Origin of the sequence: Kitasatospora sp. NPDC004723, assembly GCF_040609255.1 — a bacterium.
Taxonomy (GTDB): domain Bacteria; phylum Actinomycetota; class Actinomycetes; order Streptomycetales; family Streptomycetaceae; genus Kitasatospora.
In genome coordinates this window covers 1-17124 of the sequence record NZ_JBEXJT010000081.1, presented here as the reverse complement: position 1 = coordinate 17124, position 17124 = coordinate 1, and the positions used below count along the sequence as shown (strand labels likewise).

Here is a 17124-nt window from a genome sequence, read left to right as displayed (position 1 = left end):
GCGCCCGCCCGTCCCCGGGGGGCCCCCCGGCGGCTGCGGTGCGGCGCGCGCTGCAACCGCCCCGCTCCCCCCCGGGTTCCCCCGGCGCGCCGAGGGCCCCCCGCCGGCGGGGGCGCGGCCCCGACGGGCGGTCAGCGAGCCGGACGGTCACCCGGCCGGGCTGATCCGGCGGCCGTCGCGGGTGCCGTACAGGGTGAGCGCCTCGACCGGGCAGTAGTCGACGGCGTCGGTCAGCTCCGGGGTGAGCGGTTCCCCGGCGGCGCCGGTCGGCTGCTCGCGCAACGGCCGCGCGAGGCCGTCGGCGCCGAGCGCCAGCGAGCCGGGGGCGGTCATCGCGCACATGCCCGAGCCGATGCACCGGTCGCGGTCGACCTGGACGATCACCTCCGGCCCGGTCCCGGCCGTGCCGCGGCCGGTCACCAGGCGACCTGCAGCCGCTGCGGGCTGCGGGTCAGCAGGCCGCGCCGCCAGTCGATGGCCTCCTGCGGCGCGGCCAGCCGCAGCGCGGGCAGCCGCCGGGCCAGCCGGTGCAGGGCGAGCTCCAGCTCCATCCGGGCCAGCCAGGCGCCCAGGCAGTGGTGCGGTCCGGCGCCGAAGGTGTACATCGGCGCGGCGAGCGGGGAGAACAGCTCGGTCAGCAGGTCCCCGGTGAACACCCCGGGGTCGGTGTTGGCGGCGTTGACGTCGGCGGCGACCACGCTGCCGGCGGGGATCCGCACCCCGCCGATCTCGACGTCCTCCGCCGCCCGCCGCAGCAGACCGGGCAGCACGTCGGCGTCGCCCAGCGGGACGACCCGCAGCAGCTGTTCGGTGGCGGCGGCTGCGCTCTGCTCGTCGGAGGCGAGCTGCTCCCAGGCGTCGCGGCCCTCGCCGAGGAGGTAGACGAGGGCGTTGCCGAGCGAGGTCATGGTGGTCTCGTGCCCGGCCACGACCAGGCCGATGACGAGCGTGACGATCTGCTCCTCGGTGATCCCGGGGGTGTCGGCGGCGGCCGTCAGCAGGCCGCTGACCAGGTCGTCGCCGGGCGCGGCGCGGCGCTCGGCGACGACCTCGGCGCCGAATGCGGCGAACTCGTCCATGGCGGTGCGGATGGCCTGCGCCGTGAAGGCGGTGGTGGCCAGGGCGTGGTCGCTCCAGTGCTCCAGGCGCTTGCTGTCGAGGAGGTCCAGGCCCATCAGCCGGCTGATCACGGCCACCGGCAGCGGACGGGTGTAGCCGGAGACGATGTCGGCGGGCGAGCCCCCGTCGATCAGCTCGTCGATCAGGCCCTCGACCACCGAGGCCACCCAGGGGCGCCAGCGGGCGATGGCGCGCGGGGTGAACGCCCGCTGCACGGTGCGGCGCAGCCGCTGGTGCTCGACGCCGTCGATGTTGAGCAGCCCGTTCGGGTCGTCGAGCAGGTTGGGGGTGAGGGTGAGCGGCGGGGCGTCCGGCGTGTGGAGCGGGGCGCGGCCCAGGCGCGGGTCGGTGAGCACCTGCCGGACGTCGCTGTGCCGGCTGACCAGCCAGACCGGGGTGCCGGTGGGCAGGGCGGCCAGTCGGGGCGGGCCGGGCGCGGTCAGGCGCAGGCAGTGCAGCGGCGGCAGCACGGCCGGGGCCGGGCCGGGGGGAGTGGCGGTACCGGTTCCGGCACCGGTGGCACTGTTGTCGGCGGACATCCGTACTCCAGTCTCCAGGGCGGTGGCCGCCGCGGACGGCGGCCGGCGGGGGGTGGATCCGGGCGGTGCGCGGGGGACGGGCGGGCCGGCCGACAGGTGTGCCGGGTGTGCCGGGTTCGCTACGACCGTACGTGGGCGACGGTCCGTCGTCAGCGGGGTTTCCGGCCAACGCCGGGGAACCGTGGGCATGGTGAGGACGCGGCGACGGCCCGGGGGCGCCCGGCGGTGACCGCGCGCCCGGTGGTGCGCCCCGGGGTGGGCCACCGCGGTGAGCCGGATCACCCGGGACGCTCCCCGACCCGCCGCCGGACCGGGCGCTACGCTTCGTGGGCGAGTCGTCCGACTCGTGTCGACCGACCGTGTCGACGCAGGTCACGCCGGTGCAGAGCGGCACCGGCCGACGGAGGTGGAACCGGATGGGCCAGCAGGTCAAGGCAGTCGTCGCGCGCGCCAAGGGTGCGCCCGTGGAGGTGACGACGATCGTCGTGCCCGACCCCGGGCCGGGCGAGGCGGTGGTGCGGATCCAGGCCTGCGGCGTGTGCCACACCGATCTGCACTACCGCGAGGGCGGGATCAACGACGAGTTCCCGTTCCTGCTCGGCCACGAGGCCGCGGGCATCGTGGAGACGGTCGGCGAGGGCGTCACCGAGGTCGCGCCCGGCGACTTCGTCGTCCTCAACTGGCGCGCCGTCTGCGGCCAGTGCCGCGCCTGCAAGCGGGGCCGGTCCCAGTACTGCTTCAACACCCACAACGCCAAGCAGCGGATGACGCTGCTCGACGGCACCGAGCTGTCCCCGGCGCTGGGCATCGGCGCGTTCGCCGAGAAGACCCTGGTCGCCGCCGGCCAGTGCACCAAGGTCGACCCGGCCGCCGACCCGGCGGTCGCCGGGCTGCTCGGCTGCGGCGTGATGGCGGGCATCGGCGCCGCGATCAACACCGGCAACGTCGGCCGCGGCGACACGGTCGCGGTGATCGGCTGCGGCGGTGTCGGCGGCGCGGCCGTGCTGGGCTCGCGGCTGGCCGGCGCGTCGAAGATCATCGCCGTGGACATCGACGACCGCAAGCTCGCCACCGCCGAGAAGCTCGGCGCCACCCACACCGTCAACTCGAAGAGCACCGACCCGGTCGAGGCGATCCGCGAGCTGACCGGCGGCCACGGCGCGGACGTGGTCGTCGAGGCGGTCGGCCGCCCGGAGACCTACCAGCAGGCCTTCTACGCCCGCGACCTGGCCGGCACCGTCGTCCTGGTCGGCGTCCCGACGCCGGAGATGAAGCTGGAGCTCCCGCTGCTCGACGTGTTCGGGCGCGGCGGCGCGCTGAAGTCCTCCTGGTACGGCGACTGCCTGCCCTCCCGGGACTTCCCGATGCTGATCGACCTCTACCTCCAGGGCCGTCTGGACCTCGGCGCCTTCGTCAGCGAGACCATCGGGCTCGACGCGGTGGAGCAGGCGTTCGAGCGCATGCACCAGGGCGACGTGCTCCGTTCGGTGGTGGTCCTGTGAGCGACACGACCGCCCGCGTCGACCGGCTCGTCACCGCCGGCACCTTCGAACTCGACGGCGGCAGCTGGGAGGTGGAGAACAACGTCTGGATCGTCGGCGACGACACCGAGGCCGTGGTGATCGACGCGGCCCACGACGCCGCCGCGATCGAGCGGGCGCTGGCCGGGCGCCGGCTGCTCGCCATCGTCTCCACCCACGCGCACAACGACCACATCGACGCCGCCCCGGAGCTCGCGGCGCGCACCGGCGCGCCGATCCTGCTCCACCCGGACGACCTGCCGCTGTGGAAGCTCACCCACCCGGAGCGCCTCCCCGACGGGGAACTCGCCGACGGGCAGCGGATCGAGGTGGCCGGCACCGGGCTGACCGTGCTGCACACCCCCGGCCACGCCCCCGGCGCGGTCTGCCTGTACGCGCCGGACCTCGGCACGGTGTTCACCGGCGACACCCTCTTCCACGGCGGCCCGGGCGCCACCGGCCGCTCGTTCTCGCACTTCCCGACGATCATCGACTCCATCCGCGACCGGCTGCTCACGCTGCCCGCGGACACGGTGGTCCGTACCGGCCACGGCGACCCGACCACCATCGGCGCCGAGGCCCCGTCCCTCCAGGACTGGATCACCCGCGGCCACTGAGCGCGCGGTGGCACCCGAGGCCCGGGCCCGGCGGTCCTCCGCCGGGCCCGGGCACGTACGATCGCGGGCATGGCCCATGACCCGCGTGCGCTCGACGACGCCTTCCTCGCCTTCTGGCGGGAGCGGCACATCTCCACCCTGACCACCCACCGCCCGGACGGGTCGCCGCACGTGGTGCCGGTGGGCGTGACGTTCGATCCCGGGACCGGCGTCGCGCGGGTGATCAGCAGCCGCACCAGCCGCAAGGTGCGCAACGTGCTGGCGGCCGGGGAGGCCGGGCAGCGGGTGGCGGTCTGCCAGGTGGACCGGGCGCGCTGGTCGACGCTGGAGGGCGTGGCCGTGGTGCGCGACGCGCCGCAGGAGGTGGCCGAGGCGGAGCGCCGGTACGCCGAGCGCTACCGCGAGCCGCGGGTGAACCCGGACCGGGTGGTCATCGAGATCACCGTGGACCGGGTGCTCGGGCGCGCGTAGCGACAACTGCCGCTCCGTTTATCCGACGTTGATCGTCAGGCCCTACCGTCGGGGCATGAACGAGGGAACGACGGTGGACCGGGGCGTGCGGGCCCCGGCCGAGGGCGGCCGGATGACGGCCGAGGACGCGGACCGCTTCCGGGTGCTGCTGGCCCGGCTGGAGGACTCGCTGGCGGCGGACCGCCGCACCGGGGTGGTTCCGGCGGCGAGAACGGCGCCGGGCCGCGATGGATGAGCACCGCCCGGCCGCGCGCGTCGCGGTGCTGCCGCTGTGGCAGCGCGGCGCGCGGACGGGCGGCGACCGTGGGCTACTTGGTGAAGCGCACCTCGGGGAAGGCGCGCGAGGGCCGGTCGAGCAGCGGGGCCGGCCGGCCGAGCAGGTGCCGGTCGAAGAACGCGCCCAGGTAGGCGCGGGTGGCGGCGAGCGCGCGGTTCCCGTTGATGGTGCCGAAGCTCTCCCGGTAGGTGTCCGGCGGCAGTTGGTCACGCAGGCCGAGGTTGTCGACCAGCCAGTGCTCGTCGGAGAACGACAGGTGCCCGGCGGTGGGCATCTCCACCCAGTAGCGGGGGCCGGTGAACCGCTTCCAGTTGTCCTCCCAGTTCTGGGTGGCCTCCGGTGAGGCGCCGACCCCGGCGCTGAACAGCAGGGCCGGGCGCCCGGTGTCGTCCCCCGCCGGGATCCAGATGCTGCCGTCCAGGTTGGCGGCGGCCTTGATCCGCGGGTCCTCGCGCATCGCCTCCAGGGCGGCCGCCCCGCCGAGCGAGTGCCCGGCGGCGCCGACCCGCGAGGCGTCGATGCTCAGGCCGCGGACCGGGCCGCCGTGCCCCGGCGCGGTCAGCCTGTCGAGCACGAAGCGCAGGTCGGCGGCCCGGGCGCGGGAGGACTTCGCACCGAACTCCGGGTCCTTCCCCTCCAGTCCGCAGGCCAGGCAGGACTCGATGCGGCCGTCGGGGAACTCCACCGAGGTCTCGTAGGTGGAGTCGACGGCGGCCACCGCGTAACCCCGGGCGGCGAACTCCTCGCCGAGGGCGGTGAGCGTGCTGCGGCTCATCCCGAAGCCGGGGGAGAGCAGGATCAGCGGGTGCCGTCCGGCGGCCGGCCGGGCGTCGGCCACGGCGTTGGTCCGGATCGTGGCGGGCTCGTCCAGGTCGTACAGGGCGCGGGACAACTTCGGTGATATGTAGGGCGCGTGGGCGCCGCGGGGCGAGTCCGCCGGGTACCAGAAGGTGGCCATCAGCTCGCGCGTCGGCGCGTCGGCGCGCCACGGGTCGGGGCGGCTCGCGTCGACCAGGCGGACGGACGTCGTCCCGACCGGCCGGTGCGCGGTCGGGGCGGGCACCAGCGGCCTCGCGGAGTGGGCGGTGCCGCCGGCTGCGGCGGCGGCCACGTTCAGGGGTGCGGCCGGGGCCGCGCCGGCCAGCGCGGTGGCCGGTCCGGCCAACGCGAGGACCAGGGTGGTGGACATGATCGTCAGGGCGGCGGAACGCCACCGTCGGTTCTTCGACATGACGCCACGTTAGGTTCGCCCGGGCCATCGGCACGTCGCTCCTCCGGTGGAGCGACGGTACGCCGCGAGGGGGAGCCGGACCGGTCCCGGGCACGCCGTCCGGCGCGGTCCGGCTCCCCCTGGGGGCGTGCCCCAGCGGCGGTGCTCAGCAGTCGCAGCCGCAGTCGCAGCCGTCACAGCCGTCGCAACAGCCGCCGCAGCAGCTCGCGTTCTCCCCGCAGCACTGGCACCCGTCGCAGCAGCACTCGCCGATGTCGCAGCAGTCGTGCCGGGCGCAGAAGCCCTCGCGGGGCTCGCCGGAGAACGGGTCGTTGTGGTTGCAGCAGAGCAGCTGGCAGGTGCAGCCCATCAGTGCCCACGCGGCGCAACCGGCTAGCAGGTTGCGGCCGTTGGGCGGCGGCGCGCCGGGCGGGGTGAAGCCGGGGCCCTGCGGGACCCACGGCGGGACCGGTGCTCCGGGGTCCTGCGGCGGGGCCTGGTCCGGGTCCTGCCGCGGCGGCGCCTGGTAGGGGTTGGCGGCGAGCGGGGTGCCGTCGCCGTCCTCGGCCCTGACCCGGCAGGCGGTGTGACCGGCCCGGCCGAAGACCCGCTCGACGGCACGCTCGGTCTCGTGCGCGAGCAGCACGTGCACCAGGGTGCGGTCGGCCAGTTCGACGTCCCGCAGGGCGAGCCGGATGCCGTGCACGGCGTCCCGGCAGAGCCGCTCGGCCTCGGCGCGGTCGGTGCCGGTGGCGGTCAGCGGGTTCCAGGCGCCGCTCGTGGCGTCGGCCTCCTGGTCCTCGGCGGCGTCCAGCAGGTGCGCGAGCCGCCCGAACAGCCGCCCCGCCTCGGCCAGCGGCGCCGCGTTCCCGGGCCGGCCGGCCAGCGCGGCGGTGTGCGCGAAGGCGGCGGCGGTGGCGGTCTCGGTGGGCTCGGTGACCAGCAGCACCGAGCCGCCGACCGGCAGCGCGCGCTCCAGCCCGCCCTGCCGGGCGGCCGCGTCGAGCAGGACGGCGGTGTCGAAGCCGACCACCGAGGCGCTGCCCGCGCTCTTGCGGTCCCAGCGCCGGGTGACCGCCCGGGCACCCGCCGCCACGGACCGCCGGGCGAAGACGCCGTCCCGGTCCTCCACGTGGTCGCGGATCTTCGCCGAGGCGAGGGCCAGCGAGACGGCGGCGGCCAGCCGGGCGCCCTCGCCCCGTGCGACGGAGGCGGTGCGCATACCGCGCAGCGGGCACGGCCCGGCGGTGCGCCGCCCGGCGCCGTCCCCGGCGGCGGCCTGGGCCTCGACCAGCACCGAGATGATCAGCCCGTCGTAATTGGTGGCGGTCCGGGCCAACTGCCCATGGTCGTCCCGCAGGGCCAGGCAGAGTCCGCAGAGGTGGGCCATCCAGCTGGCCTGCAACCGCTCGGACAGGCGGTGACGGCAGGGTCTGATGATGCCGAACATGTGGTTCCCCCGTGTTTCGCGTGGGCCGTTCGGCCCGTGATCGCGCACATCATATGATCGCCCGTTCGGTGGCCCGGAACCCCCGACGGACCGGCCGAAGCCTTTCCCGGATCCGGGATAGCATCACGGATATGGGAATCGACACGGCCGCCGACGAGCGGTTGGCGGAGCGGCTCGCCGAGTTGCGGGTCGAACGCGGATGGACGCTGGAGGAGTTGGCGCGGCGCGCGGACGTCAGCCGCTCGACGCTCTCGCGGGTGGAACGGGCCGAGGTGAGCCCGACGGCGGCGCTGCTCGGGCGGCTCTGCGCCGTGTACGGGCGGAGCATGTCCCGGCTGCTCGCCGAGGTGGAGGCGGCGCCCGCGCGGCTGGTGCGGGCGGCCGACCAGCGGGTCTGGCGGGACGAGGCGACCGGGTTCGTCCGGCGTTCCGTCTCGCCGCCGCACGGCTCGCTGCGGGCCGAGGTGATCGAGGGGCGGCTCCCGGCCGGCGGCGACATCGCCTACGACAAGCCCTGCGACACCGGCCGGGAGCACCACCTCTGGCTGCTGGAGGGCCGCTTGGCGCTCACCGTCGACGGCGCCGAGGAACTGCTGGAGGCCGGCGACTGCCTGCGCTTCGTCCCCGAGACCACCCGCTTCCGCTGCCCCGGCCCGGACGGCGCCCGCTACGCGCTGGTGGTGGTCGAGCCATGAGCGGCCTGGACACGAGCGGGCCGGGCGCGAGCGGGCCGGGCACGCGCGGGACCGCCGCGATACCCGGGTTGCCGCCGGCCAAGGAGAAGTTCGACGCGGCCGGGCGGCGGGTCCTGCTGGTCTGCGTCGCCGGCGGGTTCACCACCCTCATCGACCAGTCGGTGCTCAACACCTCGATCCCCGCGCTGCGCGAGTCGCTGCACGCCCAGCCCGCCCACCTGCAGTGGATCGTGGCCGGCTACTCGCTCGCCTTCGGCCTGGCCCTGATCCCCGGCGGGCGGCTCGGCGACGTCCGCGGCCGCAAGTGGTTCTTCGTCGGCGGACTCGCCCTGTTCACCCTGGTCAGCCTGCTCTCCGCGACCGCCACCGAGCCATGGGTGCTGGTCGCCTCCCGGCTGCTCCAGGGGGCCGGCGCCGGACTGGTGAACTCCCAGATGATCGGCACCATCCAGGACGTCTTCCGCGGCCAGCTGCGGGCCAGGGCGCTCGGGATGTACGCGGTCACCGGCGGCCTCGCCTTCGCCCTCGGCCCGCCGGTCGGCGGCGCGGTGCTCGCCGCCGTCGGGCCGGAGCACGGCTGGCGGCTGAGCTTCCTGCTCAACGTCCCGTTCGGACTCGCCACCGTGGTGCTGGCGGCCCGGCACCTGCCGCGTCCGCGCCCCAGCACCCGCGGCGCCGACCTCGACCTGGTCGGGCTGCTGCTGGTCGGCGCGCTGACCCTGGCGCTGATGCTGCCGTTCGTCCAGCCGCCCGGCTGGGCGGGCTGGCTCGGCTTCGCCGCCGCCGCGGTCCTGCTGCTGGCCGCGCTGGCCCGGTGGCAGCGCCGCTTCGCCCGGTCCGGCGGCCAACCGCTGATCCACCCCGCGCTGACCCGCTCGGCGCCGTACGCGCTGGGGACGGCGGTGGCGATGACCCAGTTCGGGTCCTCGCTGGCGGCCGGGCTGGTGCTGACCATGTTCCTGCAGGACGGGCTCGGCCTGTCGCCGCTCGGCGCGGCCCTGGTGGCGCTGCCCTCGGCGGTCGCGATGGGCTTCGCCTCGGCGTTCGCCTGGCGGGTGGTGCAGCGCTTCGGCCGGCGGACCGTCACGGCGAGTGTGGCCGGCTCGGCGCTGGTGATGCTGGCCGGCGGTCTGGTCGCGCTGCGGGCGCCGGCCGGTGTGCTGCCCTGGCTGCTCGCGCTGCTGCAACTGCTGGGCGGCGCCTCGGCCGGGCTGATGGGGGCGCCCAACCAGGCGTTCGTGCTGCGGCACGCGCCGGCCGAGGCGGCCGGGGTGAGCGGGGCGATCCTGCAGATGGCGCAGCGGATCGCGGCGGCGGTCAGCGTCTCGGCGCTCTCCGGCGTCTATCTGCGGGCGACCGCCGGAGGCGGCGGGCACCGGGCGGCGTACGCGTGGGCGAGCGGTGTCTGTGCGGCGCTCGCCGCGCTGGCGGTGCTGGCCTCGGTGCTGGCCGGCCGGGCGACGGCGCGCGAGGAGAAGGCCCGTGCGGAGGCGGCCGGTGAGGAGGCGGCCCGCGCCGGCGTACCCGCGCGGACGCCGGAGGCGGCACGGGAGGGGACGCGGGCGTCCGGCTGAGCGGGGCCCGCGGGCCGGGCCCGGACGCACCGGGCCCGGCCCCGCCGGTCAGATGCCGTGCTCGGCCGGGAGCCGGCCCGACCGGATCGCCGCCACCAGATCGGCGTGGTCGGCCTCGGTGCGGTCCGCGTAGGCGACCGCGAACGCCGCCACCGCCTCGTCCAGCACCTCGGTCTTGCCGCAGTAGCCGCTGATCACCCCCGGGTCGGCGGTGTGCGCGTGCGCGCGGGCGAGCAGGGCGCCGGTGATCCGGGCGTAGTCGTCGAGCTGGGCGGGCAGCAGCGCCGCCGGGTCCACGCTGCCCTTGCGATTGCGGAACTGCCGCACCTGGTAGGGGAGTCCGTCCACCGTCGTCCAGCCGAGCAGCGGGTCGCTGACCACCTGCATCCGCTTCTGGCCGAGCACCACCCGGCGGCCCTCGTGGCTGTCCGGCGCGGTCACCGGGTACCCGGCCCGGGTCAGGTGGGGCAGCAGCACCGAGGGCCGGGCCTCCTTGACCTGGAGCACCAGCGGCTGCTCGCGGTGGTCGGTCAGCAGCACCACGTACGAGCGGGTGCCGACGCTGCCGGTGCCCACCACGCGGAACGCCACGTCCTGCACCCGGTGCCGGGTCAGCAGCGGGTGCAGCTCGGCCGGCACCGTGCGCACGTACGGGCCGAGCGCGGTGGCGACCGCCGTGGCCGTGCCGTCGGCCACCTCGCTGAGCACCGGCGGCGCGGCGGTGAACCGCCAACCGCCCTCCTCCGAGCGGACGGTGGACTTCGCGGCGAAGCGCGCGCCGGTGTTGCGCAGCGCCTTGGCCGCCACCCGGTCCAGCACCTCGGCCAGGTCGTGGGCCTCGGCGAAGGAGACCAGCTGCTCGTCGGCGACGGCGTTCCAGGCGTCCAGCGCCGACAGCTTGGCCAGCGTGCGCATGGTGCGGCGGTACGCCCCGGCGGCGTCGAAGGCGGCCTGGCGGGCGGTGGCCTCGTCCGCGCCGACCTCCCGGCCGGCCAGCACCAGGCTCGCGGCGAGGCGCTTGAGGTCCCACTCCCACGGGCCGGGCACGGTCTCGTCGAAGTCGTTGATGTCCATCACCAGCCGGCCGCGGGCATCGCCGTACAGGCCGAAGTTGGCGGCGTGCGCGTCGCCGCACAGCTGGGCGACGGTGCCGCTGGTCGGCGTGGTGGCGAGGTCGGCGGCCATCAGACCGGCCGAGCCGCGCAGGAAGGCGAACGGGGTGGCGGACATCCGGCCCAGCCGGATCGGCACCAGGTCGGTGAGGCGGCCCGCGTTGGAGGCCTCGATCGCCTCGACGGCGGTCGGCCGGTCGGCGGCCGCGGCGAACGCGGCGTGCTGCTCACGCGGGCTGCCGTTGCGCAGGGCCTTGCCGCGCGCCCGCGCCCCGCCGTCCCGGCCCGGCGCGAAACCCTCGACGGTGAACCGCCGCCCGGCCCCCCGCTGGGCCCCCACCCCGTCCGCCGGTATCCCGGACCCGATCACCGTCTCGGTCAGCTGCGTCACTGCGCCCCGCCCTGTTCTGAGTCGTTCCCGCCCGCGACCTGCACGGACCCGGCCCCGTACGGGCCGGCCAGCAGGCTACCGGGCCGCCTGCGCGGCCTTTCGGCAGGGAGGGACGCGAGAGGAGCGGCAACGGTTCCGAGCGTGCCGCGGCGGTTCGGGGCGCGGTGGTGAACGATCTCCGGCGGTGGTGGGCGGGTTAGGGTTCGGTGGTGGACGATCTTCGGGGGCGGTGGGCGGTTCGCGGTGCGGCCGTGGTGGCGGCCGGGCTGACGGCGGCGGCGGGGCTCGGGGTGCGGGCGGTGGGCGGCGGGGACGCCGCCAAGTACGCGGGCGACGCCCTCTACACGGTGCTGCTGTACACCCTCGTGGTGCTGCTCGCACCGCGGTTGCGGCCGTGGCCGGCGGCGGCCTGGGCCGCCGGGCTGAGCTGGGCCGTCGAACTGTTCCAGCTCACCGGTGTGCCCGACGACCTCGCCCGGCGCAGCACCCTCGCCCGGCTGGTGCTCGGCTCCACCTTCAACCCGCCGGACCTGCTCTGCTACCTCGTCGGCGCGGCGCTGGCCGCCCTCGCGCACCTGGGCGTGAGGGCGGCGCGCCGACAGGCGGCCTGACGGCTCGTCAGAGCGGCATCAGCTCGGGCCGCTTGGCCTCGACGTGGTCGCCGGAGGACTCGCCGCGCAGCCGGCGGCCGACCCACGGCAGCAGGAACTCGCGCGCCCACTGGAGGTTCTCCCGGCGCAACTCGGCGGAGGAGACCGCCGGGGCGGACGGCCACGGGGCCTCCGGGTCCTGCTCGGTGCGCAGGCCCAGCGAGCGGGCGGCCAGCAGGGCGACCCGCTGGTGGCCCTCGGGGGACAGGTGCAGTCGGTCCTCGCTCCAGGCCCGGCGGTCCTGGACGGCCCGCAGCGACCAGAGGTCGGCCACCTTGCAGCCGTGCCGGTCGGCGACCGCCCGCATGTGCCCGTTGTAGGTCGCGATCTTGCCGCGCAGGTGCTTGAACAGCGGCACGCCACGGGTGTCGAAGCCGGTGCAGATCAGCACCGTGCCCGCCGAGTCGGCGAGTTGGGCGACGGCGGCCTCGAAGCGCTCGGCGACCTCGTCGGGGTCGCTGCCGGGACGCAGGATGTCGTTGCCGCCGGCGCAGAAGGTGACCAGGTCCGGCTGGATGCGGCGGACCTCGGGCACCTGCTCGGCCACGATCTGGTCCAGCAGCCGGCCGCGCACCGCGAGATTCGCGTACGTGAAGCCGCCCGGCGGCCGGCCCGCGGCGAGCAGCGCCGCCAGCCGGTCGGCCCAGCCGGCGAAGGCACCGTCGGCGGCGGGGTCGTTCAGCCCTTCGGTGAAGCTGTCCCCGAGGGCGACGTACGAATCGAGGTCAAGAGTCTCCTGGAGGTTCGGCATGAAAGAGATAGTTCACTGTCTGAAGTGACCTACGCCACCGTAGGTGGCCGGTGGCGGTACGTGAGATCGGCCACGTGCCGTGGTGCGCGCCCTCGTGCGCCCGGTGCGCGCGGACGGGCGCGCCGGGTGCGCGGGGGGACTGCGCCGCCGGATCGGCCTGCCCGGGTGTGCGAACGGTCCGTTCGGGGCAGCCGCCCTCTGAGCCGACGGGCGCCGGCGGTGGATGCCACCGGCCCCGTCCCCGGTCACGCCCCCAGTCCCGTCCGAGTCCTGTCCCGAGTCACGCCCCCGATGGCGGAGGTCGCCGCATGCCCACCCGATTCCCGGAGCGCACCGCGAAGCCGCGGCGCTATCTCATGTGCCGTCCGACGTACTTCACCGTCGAGTACACGATCAACCCGTGGATGGACCCCGCGCAGCCGACCGACACCTCGCTCGCCGTCCGCCAGTGGGAGCGGCTGCGCGCGCTGTACGAGGAGCTCGGCCACACCGTGGAGCTGATCGAGCCGGTGCCCGGCCTGCCGGACATGGTCTACACGGCCAACGGTGCGACCGTGCTCGACGGCCGGGTGCTGGTCGCGACCTTCCGGCACGCGCAGCGCGCCGCCGAGTCGGCGGCCCACGCGTCCTGGTTCCGGGCCGGCGGCTACCGCGAGGTGCGGCAGGCGGAGTACGTCAACGAGGGCGAGGGGGACCACCTGCTGGTCGGCCGCCGGGTGCTGGCGGGCTCGGGCTTCCGCACCGACCCGGCCGCGCACGCCGAGGTGCGGGAGGTGTTCGGCCGGCAGGTGCTCGGCCTGGAGCTGGTGGACCCGCGCTTCTACCACCTGGACACCGCGCTGGCCGTGCTCGCCGACGACCAGATCATGTACTACCCGGCGGCGTTCACCCCGGACAGCCAGGCGCTGCTGCGCAGCCTCTACCCGGACGCCGTGCTGGCCGAGCGGGAGGACGCCGAGGTCTTCGGCCTGAACGCGGTCTCCGACGGCCGCCGGGTGCTGCTCCCCGAGGCGGCGAAGTCCCTGGCCGCCCGGGTGGCCGGGGCCGGCTTCGAACCGGTGCCGGTCGACCTCTCCGAGCTCTTCAAGGGCGGCGGCGGCCCCAAGTGCTGCACCCTGGAGCTCCGCCCGTCCTGACACCGGGCCGCCGGGCCCGTACAGTGGCCGGTCGGACACGAACGGCATCCGGGTCCGGGGCGGACGGTTCACGGGGGGCGGTACATGGGCGGTCGGCAGCGGAGCGGCGACGGGTCGCCGCAGGCGGCGTGGGACGAACGGGAGCGGGTGGCCGGGCTGCGGGACCACCCGCGCCCGGGACGCCGGCCGCCCGGGACGCCGCCCGTCCTGCTGCCCCTGGTCCGCGCGGCCCGGCGCAGCACGCTGTCCCGGTTCCACCCGTTCCACAGCCACGCCATGCTGCGCTTCGCCACTGCTCCGGTGCACCTGCCGGGTGAACGGAGGATCCTGCCGGTGTGGATCGGCGTGCTCCCGCGGGGGTCCTACGAGGTGGCGGCCCTGGCGACCGGCGAGCGCCGCTACGAGGTCCTGCTGGAGACGGCCGACCCGGTCGCGGCGGTCGCCGGGGCCGAGCGGGCGCTGAGCGCGTTCTGACGCTCAGCCGCCGTCCGTCACCAGGACGACCTCCAGGGTGCGGGGGCCGTGCACGCCCTCGACGCGGCTGAGTTCGATGTCGCTGGTGGCCGAGGGGCCGGAGATCCAGGTCTGCGGGCGGGTGGGGTCGAGGCGGGGGAGGGCCAGCGGGACGGAGGCGACCACCTGCTCGGGGGCCAGGACCACGCAGACGTGGTGGTCGGGGACGAGCGTGAGCAGTCGGCGTCCCTGGGCCGGGCCGGCGTCCAGCACCAGGGTGCCGGTCTCGGCGATCGCCAGGGCGCAGCCGGTGAGCACGCTGTCGACCGTGTCCAGCCGGGCGGCGGTCAGCGGGCCGTCCGGGCCGTCGTCCGGGAGCGGGCGGGCGCGGGTGACGGCGAGCCAGGCGGGCGGCAGGCCGGGCGGGACGGCCACGGTGCGGGTGCCGCGCGCCTCGAAGAGGGCGGCGAGCAGCAGCGGCAGCCGCTCCGGGGTGCAGCGGTGGACCAGGGCGCGGTAGTCGGCGAGGTGGTGCTGCAGCAGGTCGAGCAGCGCGTCGGGGTCGTCGGCGGGGACGTGGCTGCGCAGGTAGTCGCGCGGCACGGGCGCCTGCTCCGGCGTACTGGCGCGCACCGCGGCGCGGATCCGGGCGAGCACCAGGGCGCGCGAGCCGGCGTCCGGTGGCTGAGGGGTGCTCATGTCCGGTTCCTCCGCCACCAGTCGCGGAACGGTTCGGGCGGGACGGCCGGCAGCTCCCGGGTGTCGGTCCAGGCCCGGCCGGGGCCGGGGAGCCGGCGCGGGTGGAGCCGGCGGGTGCGGGCGGCGGCCCGTTCGGCTGCCCGCAGCAGGGCGGGGCGGTCGAGCACATAGGTGGCGGCGGCCATGGCGGCGCGCTCCAGCCGGTGGCCGCGCTGCCCGGCGACCCGTTCGCGCAGGTGGACCAGGACCTCGGGGATGTCGATGGCCACCGGGCAGACCTCGTAGCAGGCCCCGCAGAGCGACGAGGCGAACGGCAGCGAGGCGTCCAGCGGATCCCGGGTGCCGCGCAGCTGGGGGGTGAGGACGGCGCCGATCGGCCCCGGGTAGACCGAGCCGTAGGCGTGTCCGCCGGCGCGCTCGTAGACCGGGCAGACGTTGAGGCAGGCCGAGCAGCGGATGCAGCGCAGCGTCTGGCGGCCGACCTCGTCGGCGAGCGCGTCGGTGCGCCCGTTGTCGAGCAGGACGAGGTGGAACTCCTCGGGCCCGTCGCCGTCCGGGCCGTCGGCGTGGGTGCCGGTCCAGAGCGAGGTGTAGGGGTTCATCCGCTCGGCGGTGCTGGAGCGGGGCAGCAGTTGCAGGAAGATCTCCAGGTCCTGCCAGGTGGGCAGGACCTTCTCGATGCTGACCACCGAGATCAGGGTGCGCGGAAGGGTCAGGCACATCCGCCCGTTGCCCTCCGACTCGACGACCACCAGGGTGCCGGTCTCGGCGATCATGAAGTTGGCGCCGGAGACGGCGACCTCGGCCCGCAGGAACTTCTCCCGCAGGTGCAGCCGGGCGGCCTCGGCGAGTTCGGCGGGCGCGTCGGTGAGCCCGTCGGGGGCCGGCCGGCCCCAGTCGGCCATCCGCCGGGCGAACACCTCCCGGATCTCGCCGCGGTTGCGGTGGATCGCCGGGACGAGCAGGTGCGAGGGCCGGTCGTCGCCCAACTGGACGATCAGCTCGGCGAGATCGGTCTCGTAGGCGCGGATGCCGGCCTCGGCCAGCGCCTCGTTGAGCCCGATCTCCTGGGTGGCCATGGACTTGACCTTGACCACCTCCCGCGCGCCGGCCGCCCGGACCAGGGCGGTGACGATCCGGTTGGCCTCGGCGGCGTCGGCGGCCCAGTGCACGGTGCCGCCGGCGGCGGTCACCTTCTCCTCCAACCGGACCAGGTGCCGGTCGAGTTCGCGCAGGGTGCGGTCCTTGACGGCTTTGGCGGCGGCCCGCAGCTCGGCCCAGTCGGCGAGTTCGGCGACGGCGCGGGCCCGCTTCTCCCGGATGGTCCGGGTGGCGTGCCGCAGGTTGCCGCGCAGCCGTTCGTCCCGCACGGCCCGCTCGGCCGCCTGCGGGAAGGTGACCTGCGGGGAGACGCCCGGCGGGAAGCCGGGCATGCCGAGGAAGGTTCCGCTCACGGCGCCGCCCGCCAGGGGTCGGCCTCGGTGCTGGCGAGGATCTCGGCGAGGTGCAGCGGGCGCAGCCGCGCGCCCTGCCGGGCCAGTGTGCCGCCGAGGTGCAGCAGACAGGAGTTGTCGCCGCCGCACAGCACTTCGGCGCCGGTGGCCAGGGCGTTGGCGGTCTTGTCGGCGGCCATCGCGGCCGAGACCGCCGGGTTCTTCACGGCGAAGGTGCCGCCGAAGCCGCAGCACTCCTCGGCGCCGGGCAGCTCGACCAGCTCCAGGTCCCGGACGGCGCGCAGCAGCCGCAGCGGGCGGTCGCCGAGGCCGAGCAGCCGCAGGCCGTGGCAGGAGGGGTGGTAGGTCACGGTGTGCGGGAACCACGCGCCGACGTCCTCGACGCCCAGCACGTCGGTGAGGAACTCGGTCAGCTCGTGCACCCGGGGCGTCAGCCCGGCGACGTCCGCGGCGAGTGCGCCGCCGGCCCGGGCGGCGATCCGCGGGTGGGCGTCGCGCACCATGGCCACGCAGGAGCCGGAGGGCGCCACCACGTGGTCGTACCCGGCGAAGGCCCGCACGGTGCGGCGGACCAGCGGTTCGCAGGCCTTGACGTAGCCGCTGTTGTACTGCGGCTGGCCGCAGCAGCTCTGCGCGGGCGGGAAGTCGACCTCGACGCCGAGGCGTTCCAGCAGCCGGACGGTGGCGATCGCGGTGGAGGGCAGCAGCGCGTCGTTGACGCAGGTGGCGAACAACGCGACGCGCAACGGTCCTCCCGTGCTGGTGGGGCTCTGCCGGTGCCGGTCCGGGCCGACCTGCCGGTGATCGTACCGAGCCGCCGGCCGGGGCGGCGGGGCACCACGCCGGGCGCGCCGCCCCGGACGGGGCCGGGGCGGCGCGGGGCCCGTGGGCCCGCTTGTCGGGGGGGCGGTCCACCGTGTTGAGGCGTGATGGGATTTGCTGCGTGGCGGGCCGAAGAGGTCGTTTGGTATTTTAGCTGGCGGGGCTCCGGGCGTGAGGAGATGGC

Annotated in this window: 18 protein-coding genes; 9 read left to right on the top strand and 9 right to left on the bottom strand. The window is 75.9% G+C overall.

Annotation, left to right across the window (positions count from 1 at the left end; translation table 11 throughout):
• Positions 1-147: 147 nt before the first annotated feature.
• A complete protein-coding gene (locus tag ABZW10_RS38095; protein ID WP_355376119.1) occupies positions 148-420 on the bottom strand; it encodes a ferredoxin in 273 nt (90 codons plus the stop codon).
• Positions 417-1658, bottom strand: a complete 1242-nt coding sequence (locus ABZW10_RS38090; RefSeq protein WP_355376116.1) for a cytochrome P450 — start codon at positions 1656-1658, stop codon at positions 417-419. The genes ABZW10_RS38095 and ABZW10_RS38090 overlap by 4 nt, the downstream gene beginning before the upstream one ends.
• A gap of 416 nt (positions 1659-2074) precedes the next feature.
• On the opposite strand from ABZW10_RS38090, the gene ABZW10_RS38085 reads away from it, so the two are divergent.
• The 4 genes from ABZW10_RS38085 (at position 2075) to ABZW10_RS38070 (ending at position 4501) form a co-directional block, all read left to right on the top strand.
• Complete coding sequence (locus tag ABZW10_RS38085) at positions 2075-3160, top strand: S-(hydroxymethyl)mycothiol dehydrogenase (RefSeq protein ID WP_355376113.1); 1086 nt, start codon at positions 2075-2077, stop codon at positions 3158-3160.
• A complete protein-coding gene (locus ABZW10_RS38080) occupies positions 3157-3795 on the top strand; it encodes an MBL fold metallo-hydrolase (RefSeq protein ID WP_355376111.1) in 639 nt (212 codons plus the stop codon). Before ABZW10_RS38085 ends, ABZW10_RS38080 begins: the two co-directional genes overlap by 4 nt.
• A 69-nt stretch (positions 3796-3864) precedes the next feature.
• A complete protein-coding gene (locus tag ABZW10_RS38075) occupies positions 3865-4266 on the top strand; it encodes a TIGR03618 family F420-dependent PPOX class oxidoreductase (RefSeq protein WP_355376109.1) in 402 nt (133 codons plus the stop codon).
• Positions 4267-4321: 55 nt separating this feature from the next.
• On the top strand, positions 4322-4501 hold the full coding sequence (locus tag ABZW10_RS38070; RefSeq protein ID WP_355376106.1) for a hypothetical protein: 180 nt from the start codon (positions 4322-4324) through the stop codon (positions 4499-4501).
• A 73-nt stretch (positions 4502-4574) separates the two neighbouring features.
• Here the strand turns inward: ABZW10_RS38070 and ABZW10_RS38065 are convergent, their stop codons facing one another.
• Together ABZW10_RS38065 and ABZW10_RS38060 are read right to left on the bottom strand one after the other, a co-directional pair.
• Complete coding sequence (locus tag ABZW10_RS38065; protein ID WP_355376103.1) at positions 4575-5774, bottom strand: alpha/beta hydrolase; 1200 nt, start codon at positions 5772-5774, stop codon at positions 4575-4577.
• Positions 5775-5919: 145 nt separating this feature from the next.
• Positions 5920-7203, bottom strand: coding sequence for a DUF5685 family protein (locus ABZW10_RS38060; RefSeq protein ID WP_355376100.1), 1284 nt, complete (start codon positions 7201-7203; stop codon positions 5920-5922).
• 131 nt (positions 7204-7334) lie between these two features.
• On the opposite strand from ABZW10_RS38060, the gene ABZW10_RS38055 reads away from it, so the two are divergent.
• Together ABZW10_RS38055 and ABZW10_RS38050 are read left to right on the top strand one after the other, a co-directional pair.
• Positions 7335-7898 (top strand): XRE family transcriptional regulator, encoded by a 564-nt coding sequence (locus tag ABZW10_RS38055; RefSeq protein WP_355376098.1) that lies wholly within the window; start codon positions 7335-7337, stop codon positions 7896-7898.
• Entirely contained in the window at positions 7895-9472 is a 1578-nt protein-coding gene (locus ABZW10_RS38050) for an MFS transporter (RefSeq protein WP_355376095.1), read from the top strand. Before ABZW10_RS38055 ends, ABZW10_RS38050 begins: the two co-directional genes overlap by 4 nt.
• Positions 9473-9520: 48 nt before the next feature.
• On the opposite strand, the gene ABZW10_RS38045 is transcribed toward ABZW10_RS38050, so the two are convergent.
• Positions 9521-10834 carry a DUF2252 domain-containing protein gene (locus tag ABZW10_RS38045; RefSeq protein WP_355376125.1) on the bottom strand — a complete coding sequence of 438 codons (1314 nt, stop codon included), beginning with the start codon at positions 10832-10834 and terminating at the stop codon, positions 9521-9523.
• 350 nt (positions 10835-11184) lie between these two features.
• Between ABZW10_RS38045 and ABZW10_RS38040 the strand changes: the two genes are divergently transcribed.
• Entirely contained in the window at positions 11185-11586 is a 402-nt protein-coding gene (locus ABZW10_RS38040; RefSeq protein ID WP_355376092.1) for a DUF2809 domain-containing protein, read from the top strand.
• A 7-nt stretch (positions 11587-11593) separates the two neighbouring features.
• On the opposite strand, the gene ABZW10_RS38035 is transcribed toward ABZW10_RS38040, so the two are convergent.
• Positions 11594-12376 carry an SGNH/GDSL hydrolase family protein gene (locus ABZW10_RS38035; RefSeq protein WP_355376089.1) on the bottom strand — a complete coding sequence of 261 codons (783 nt, stop codon included), beginning with the start codon at positions 12374-12376 and terminating at the stop codon, positions 11594-11596.
• Between the two features lie 308 nt (positions 12377-12684).
• Between ABZW10_RS38035 and ddaH the strand changes: the two genes are divergently transcribed.
• Both ddaH and ABZW10_RS38025 read left to right on the top strand, forming a co-directional pair.
• The gene (gene ddaH, locus ABZW10_RS38030) at positions 12685-13512 is read left to right on the top strand and encodes a dimethylargininase (protein WP_355376087.1); all 828 of its coding nucleotides are present in this window, start codon (positions 12685-12687) and stop codon (positions 13510-13512) included.
• An 84-nt stretch (positions 13513-13596) separates the two neighbouring features.
• Positions 13597-13986 (top strand): hypothetical protein, encoded by a 390-nt coding sequence (locus tag ABZW10_RS38025; RefSeq protein WP_355376084.1) that lies wholly within the window; start codon positions 13597-13599, stop codon positions 13984-13986.
• A 3-nt stretch (positions 13987-13989) separates the two neighbouring features.
• Here the strand turns inward: ABZW10_RS38025 and ABZW10_RS38020 are convergent, their stop codons facing one another.
• Genes ABZW10_RS38020 through ABZW10_RS38010 form a run of 3 tightly spaced genes read right to left on the bottom strand, consistent with a single transcriptional unit; the run spans position 13990 to position 16864 of the window.
• Entirely contained in the window at positions 13990-14664 is a 675-nt protein-coding gene (locus ABZW10_RS38020) for an LUD domain-containing protein (RefSeq protein WP_355376081.1), read from the bottom strand.
• Complete coding sequence (locus ABZW10_RS38015) at positions 14661-16097, bottom strand: lactate utilization protein B (protein WP_355376122.1); 1437 nt, start codon at positions 16095-16097, stop codon at positions 14661-14663. Before ABZW10_RS38015 ends, ABZW10_RS38020 begins: the two co-directional genes overlap by 4 nt.
• A gap of 17 nt (positions 16098-16114) precedes the next feature.
• Complete coding sequence (locus tag ABZW10_RS38010; RefSeq protein ID WP_355376078.1) at positions 16115-16864, bottom strand: (Fe-S)-binding protein; 750 nt, start codon at positions 16862-16864, stop codon at positions 16115-16117.
• Positions 16865-17124: the final 260 nt, after the last annotated feature.

Excerpts from the sequence above, each read along its gene's own strand:
- ABZW10_RS38090 (WP_355376116.1), bottom strand. The coding sequence starts at position 1,658 with ATGTCCGCCGACAACAGTGCCACCGGTGCCGGAACCGGTACCGCCACT.
- ABZW10_RS38085 (WP_355376113.1), top strand. The coding sequence starts at position 2,075 with ATGGGCCAGCAGGTCAAGGCAGTCGTCGCGCGCGCCAAGGGTGCGCCC.
- ABZW10_RS38075 (WP_355376109.1), top strand. The coding sequence starts at position 3,865 with ATGGCCCATGACCCGCGTGCGCTCGACGACGCCTTCCTCGCCTTCTGG.
- ABZW10_RS38070 (WP_355376106.1), top strand. The coding sequence starts at position 4,322 with ATGAACGAGGGAACGACGGTGGACCGGGGCGTGCGGGCCCCGGCCGAG.
- ABZW10_RS38065 (WP_355376103.1), bottom strand. The coding sequence starts at position 5,774 with ATGTCGAAGAACCGACGGTGGCGTTCCGCCGCCCTGACGATCATGTCC.
- ABZW10_RS38060 (WP_355376100.1), bottom strand. The coding sequence starts at position 7,203 with ATGTTCGGCATCATCAGACCCTGCCGTCACCGCCTGTCCGAGCGGTTG.
- ABZW10_RS38055 (WP_355376098.1), top strand. The coding sequence starts at position 7,335 with ATGGGAATCGACACGGCCGCCGACGAGCGGTTGGCGGAGCGGCTCGCC.
- ABZW10_RS38050 (WP_355376095.1), top strand. The coding sequence starts at position 7,895 with ATGAGCGGCCTGGACACGAGCGGGCCGGGCGCGAGCGGGCCGGGCACG.
- ABZW10_RS38035 (WP_355376089.1), bottom strand. The coding sequence starts at position 12,376 with ATGCCGAACCTCCAGGAGACTCTTGACCTCGATTCGTACGTCGCCCTC.
- ddaH (WP_355376087.1), top strand. The coding sequence starts at position 12,685 with ATGCCCACCCGATTCCCGGAGCGCACCGCGAAGCCGCGGCGCTATCTC.
- ABZW10_RS38025 (WP_355376084.1), top strand. The coding sequence starts at position 13,597 with ATGGGCGGTCGGCAGCGGAGCGGCGACGGGTCGCCGCAGGCGGCGTGG.
- ABZW10_RS38020 (WP_355376081.1), bottom strand. The coding sequence starts at position 14,664 with ATGAGCACCCCTCAGCCACCGGACGCCGGCTCGCGCGCCCTGGTGCTC.
- ABZW10_RS38015 (WP_355376122.1), bottom strand. The coding sequence starts at position 16,097 with ATGCCCGGCTTCCCGCCGGGCGTCTCCCCGCAGGTCACCTTCCCGCAG.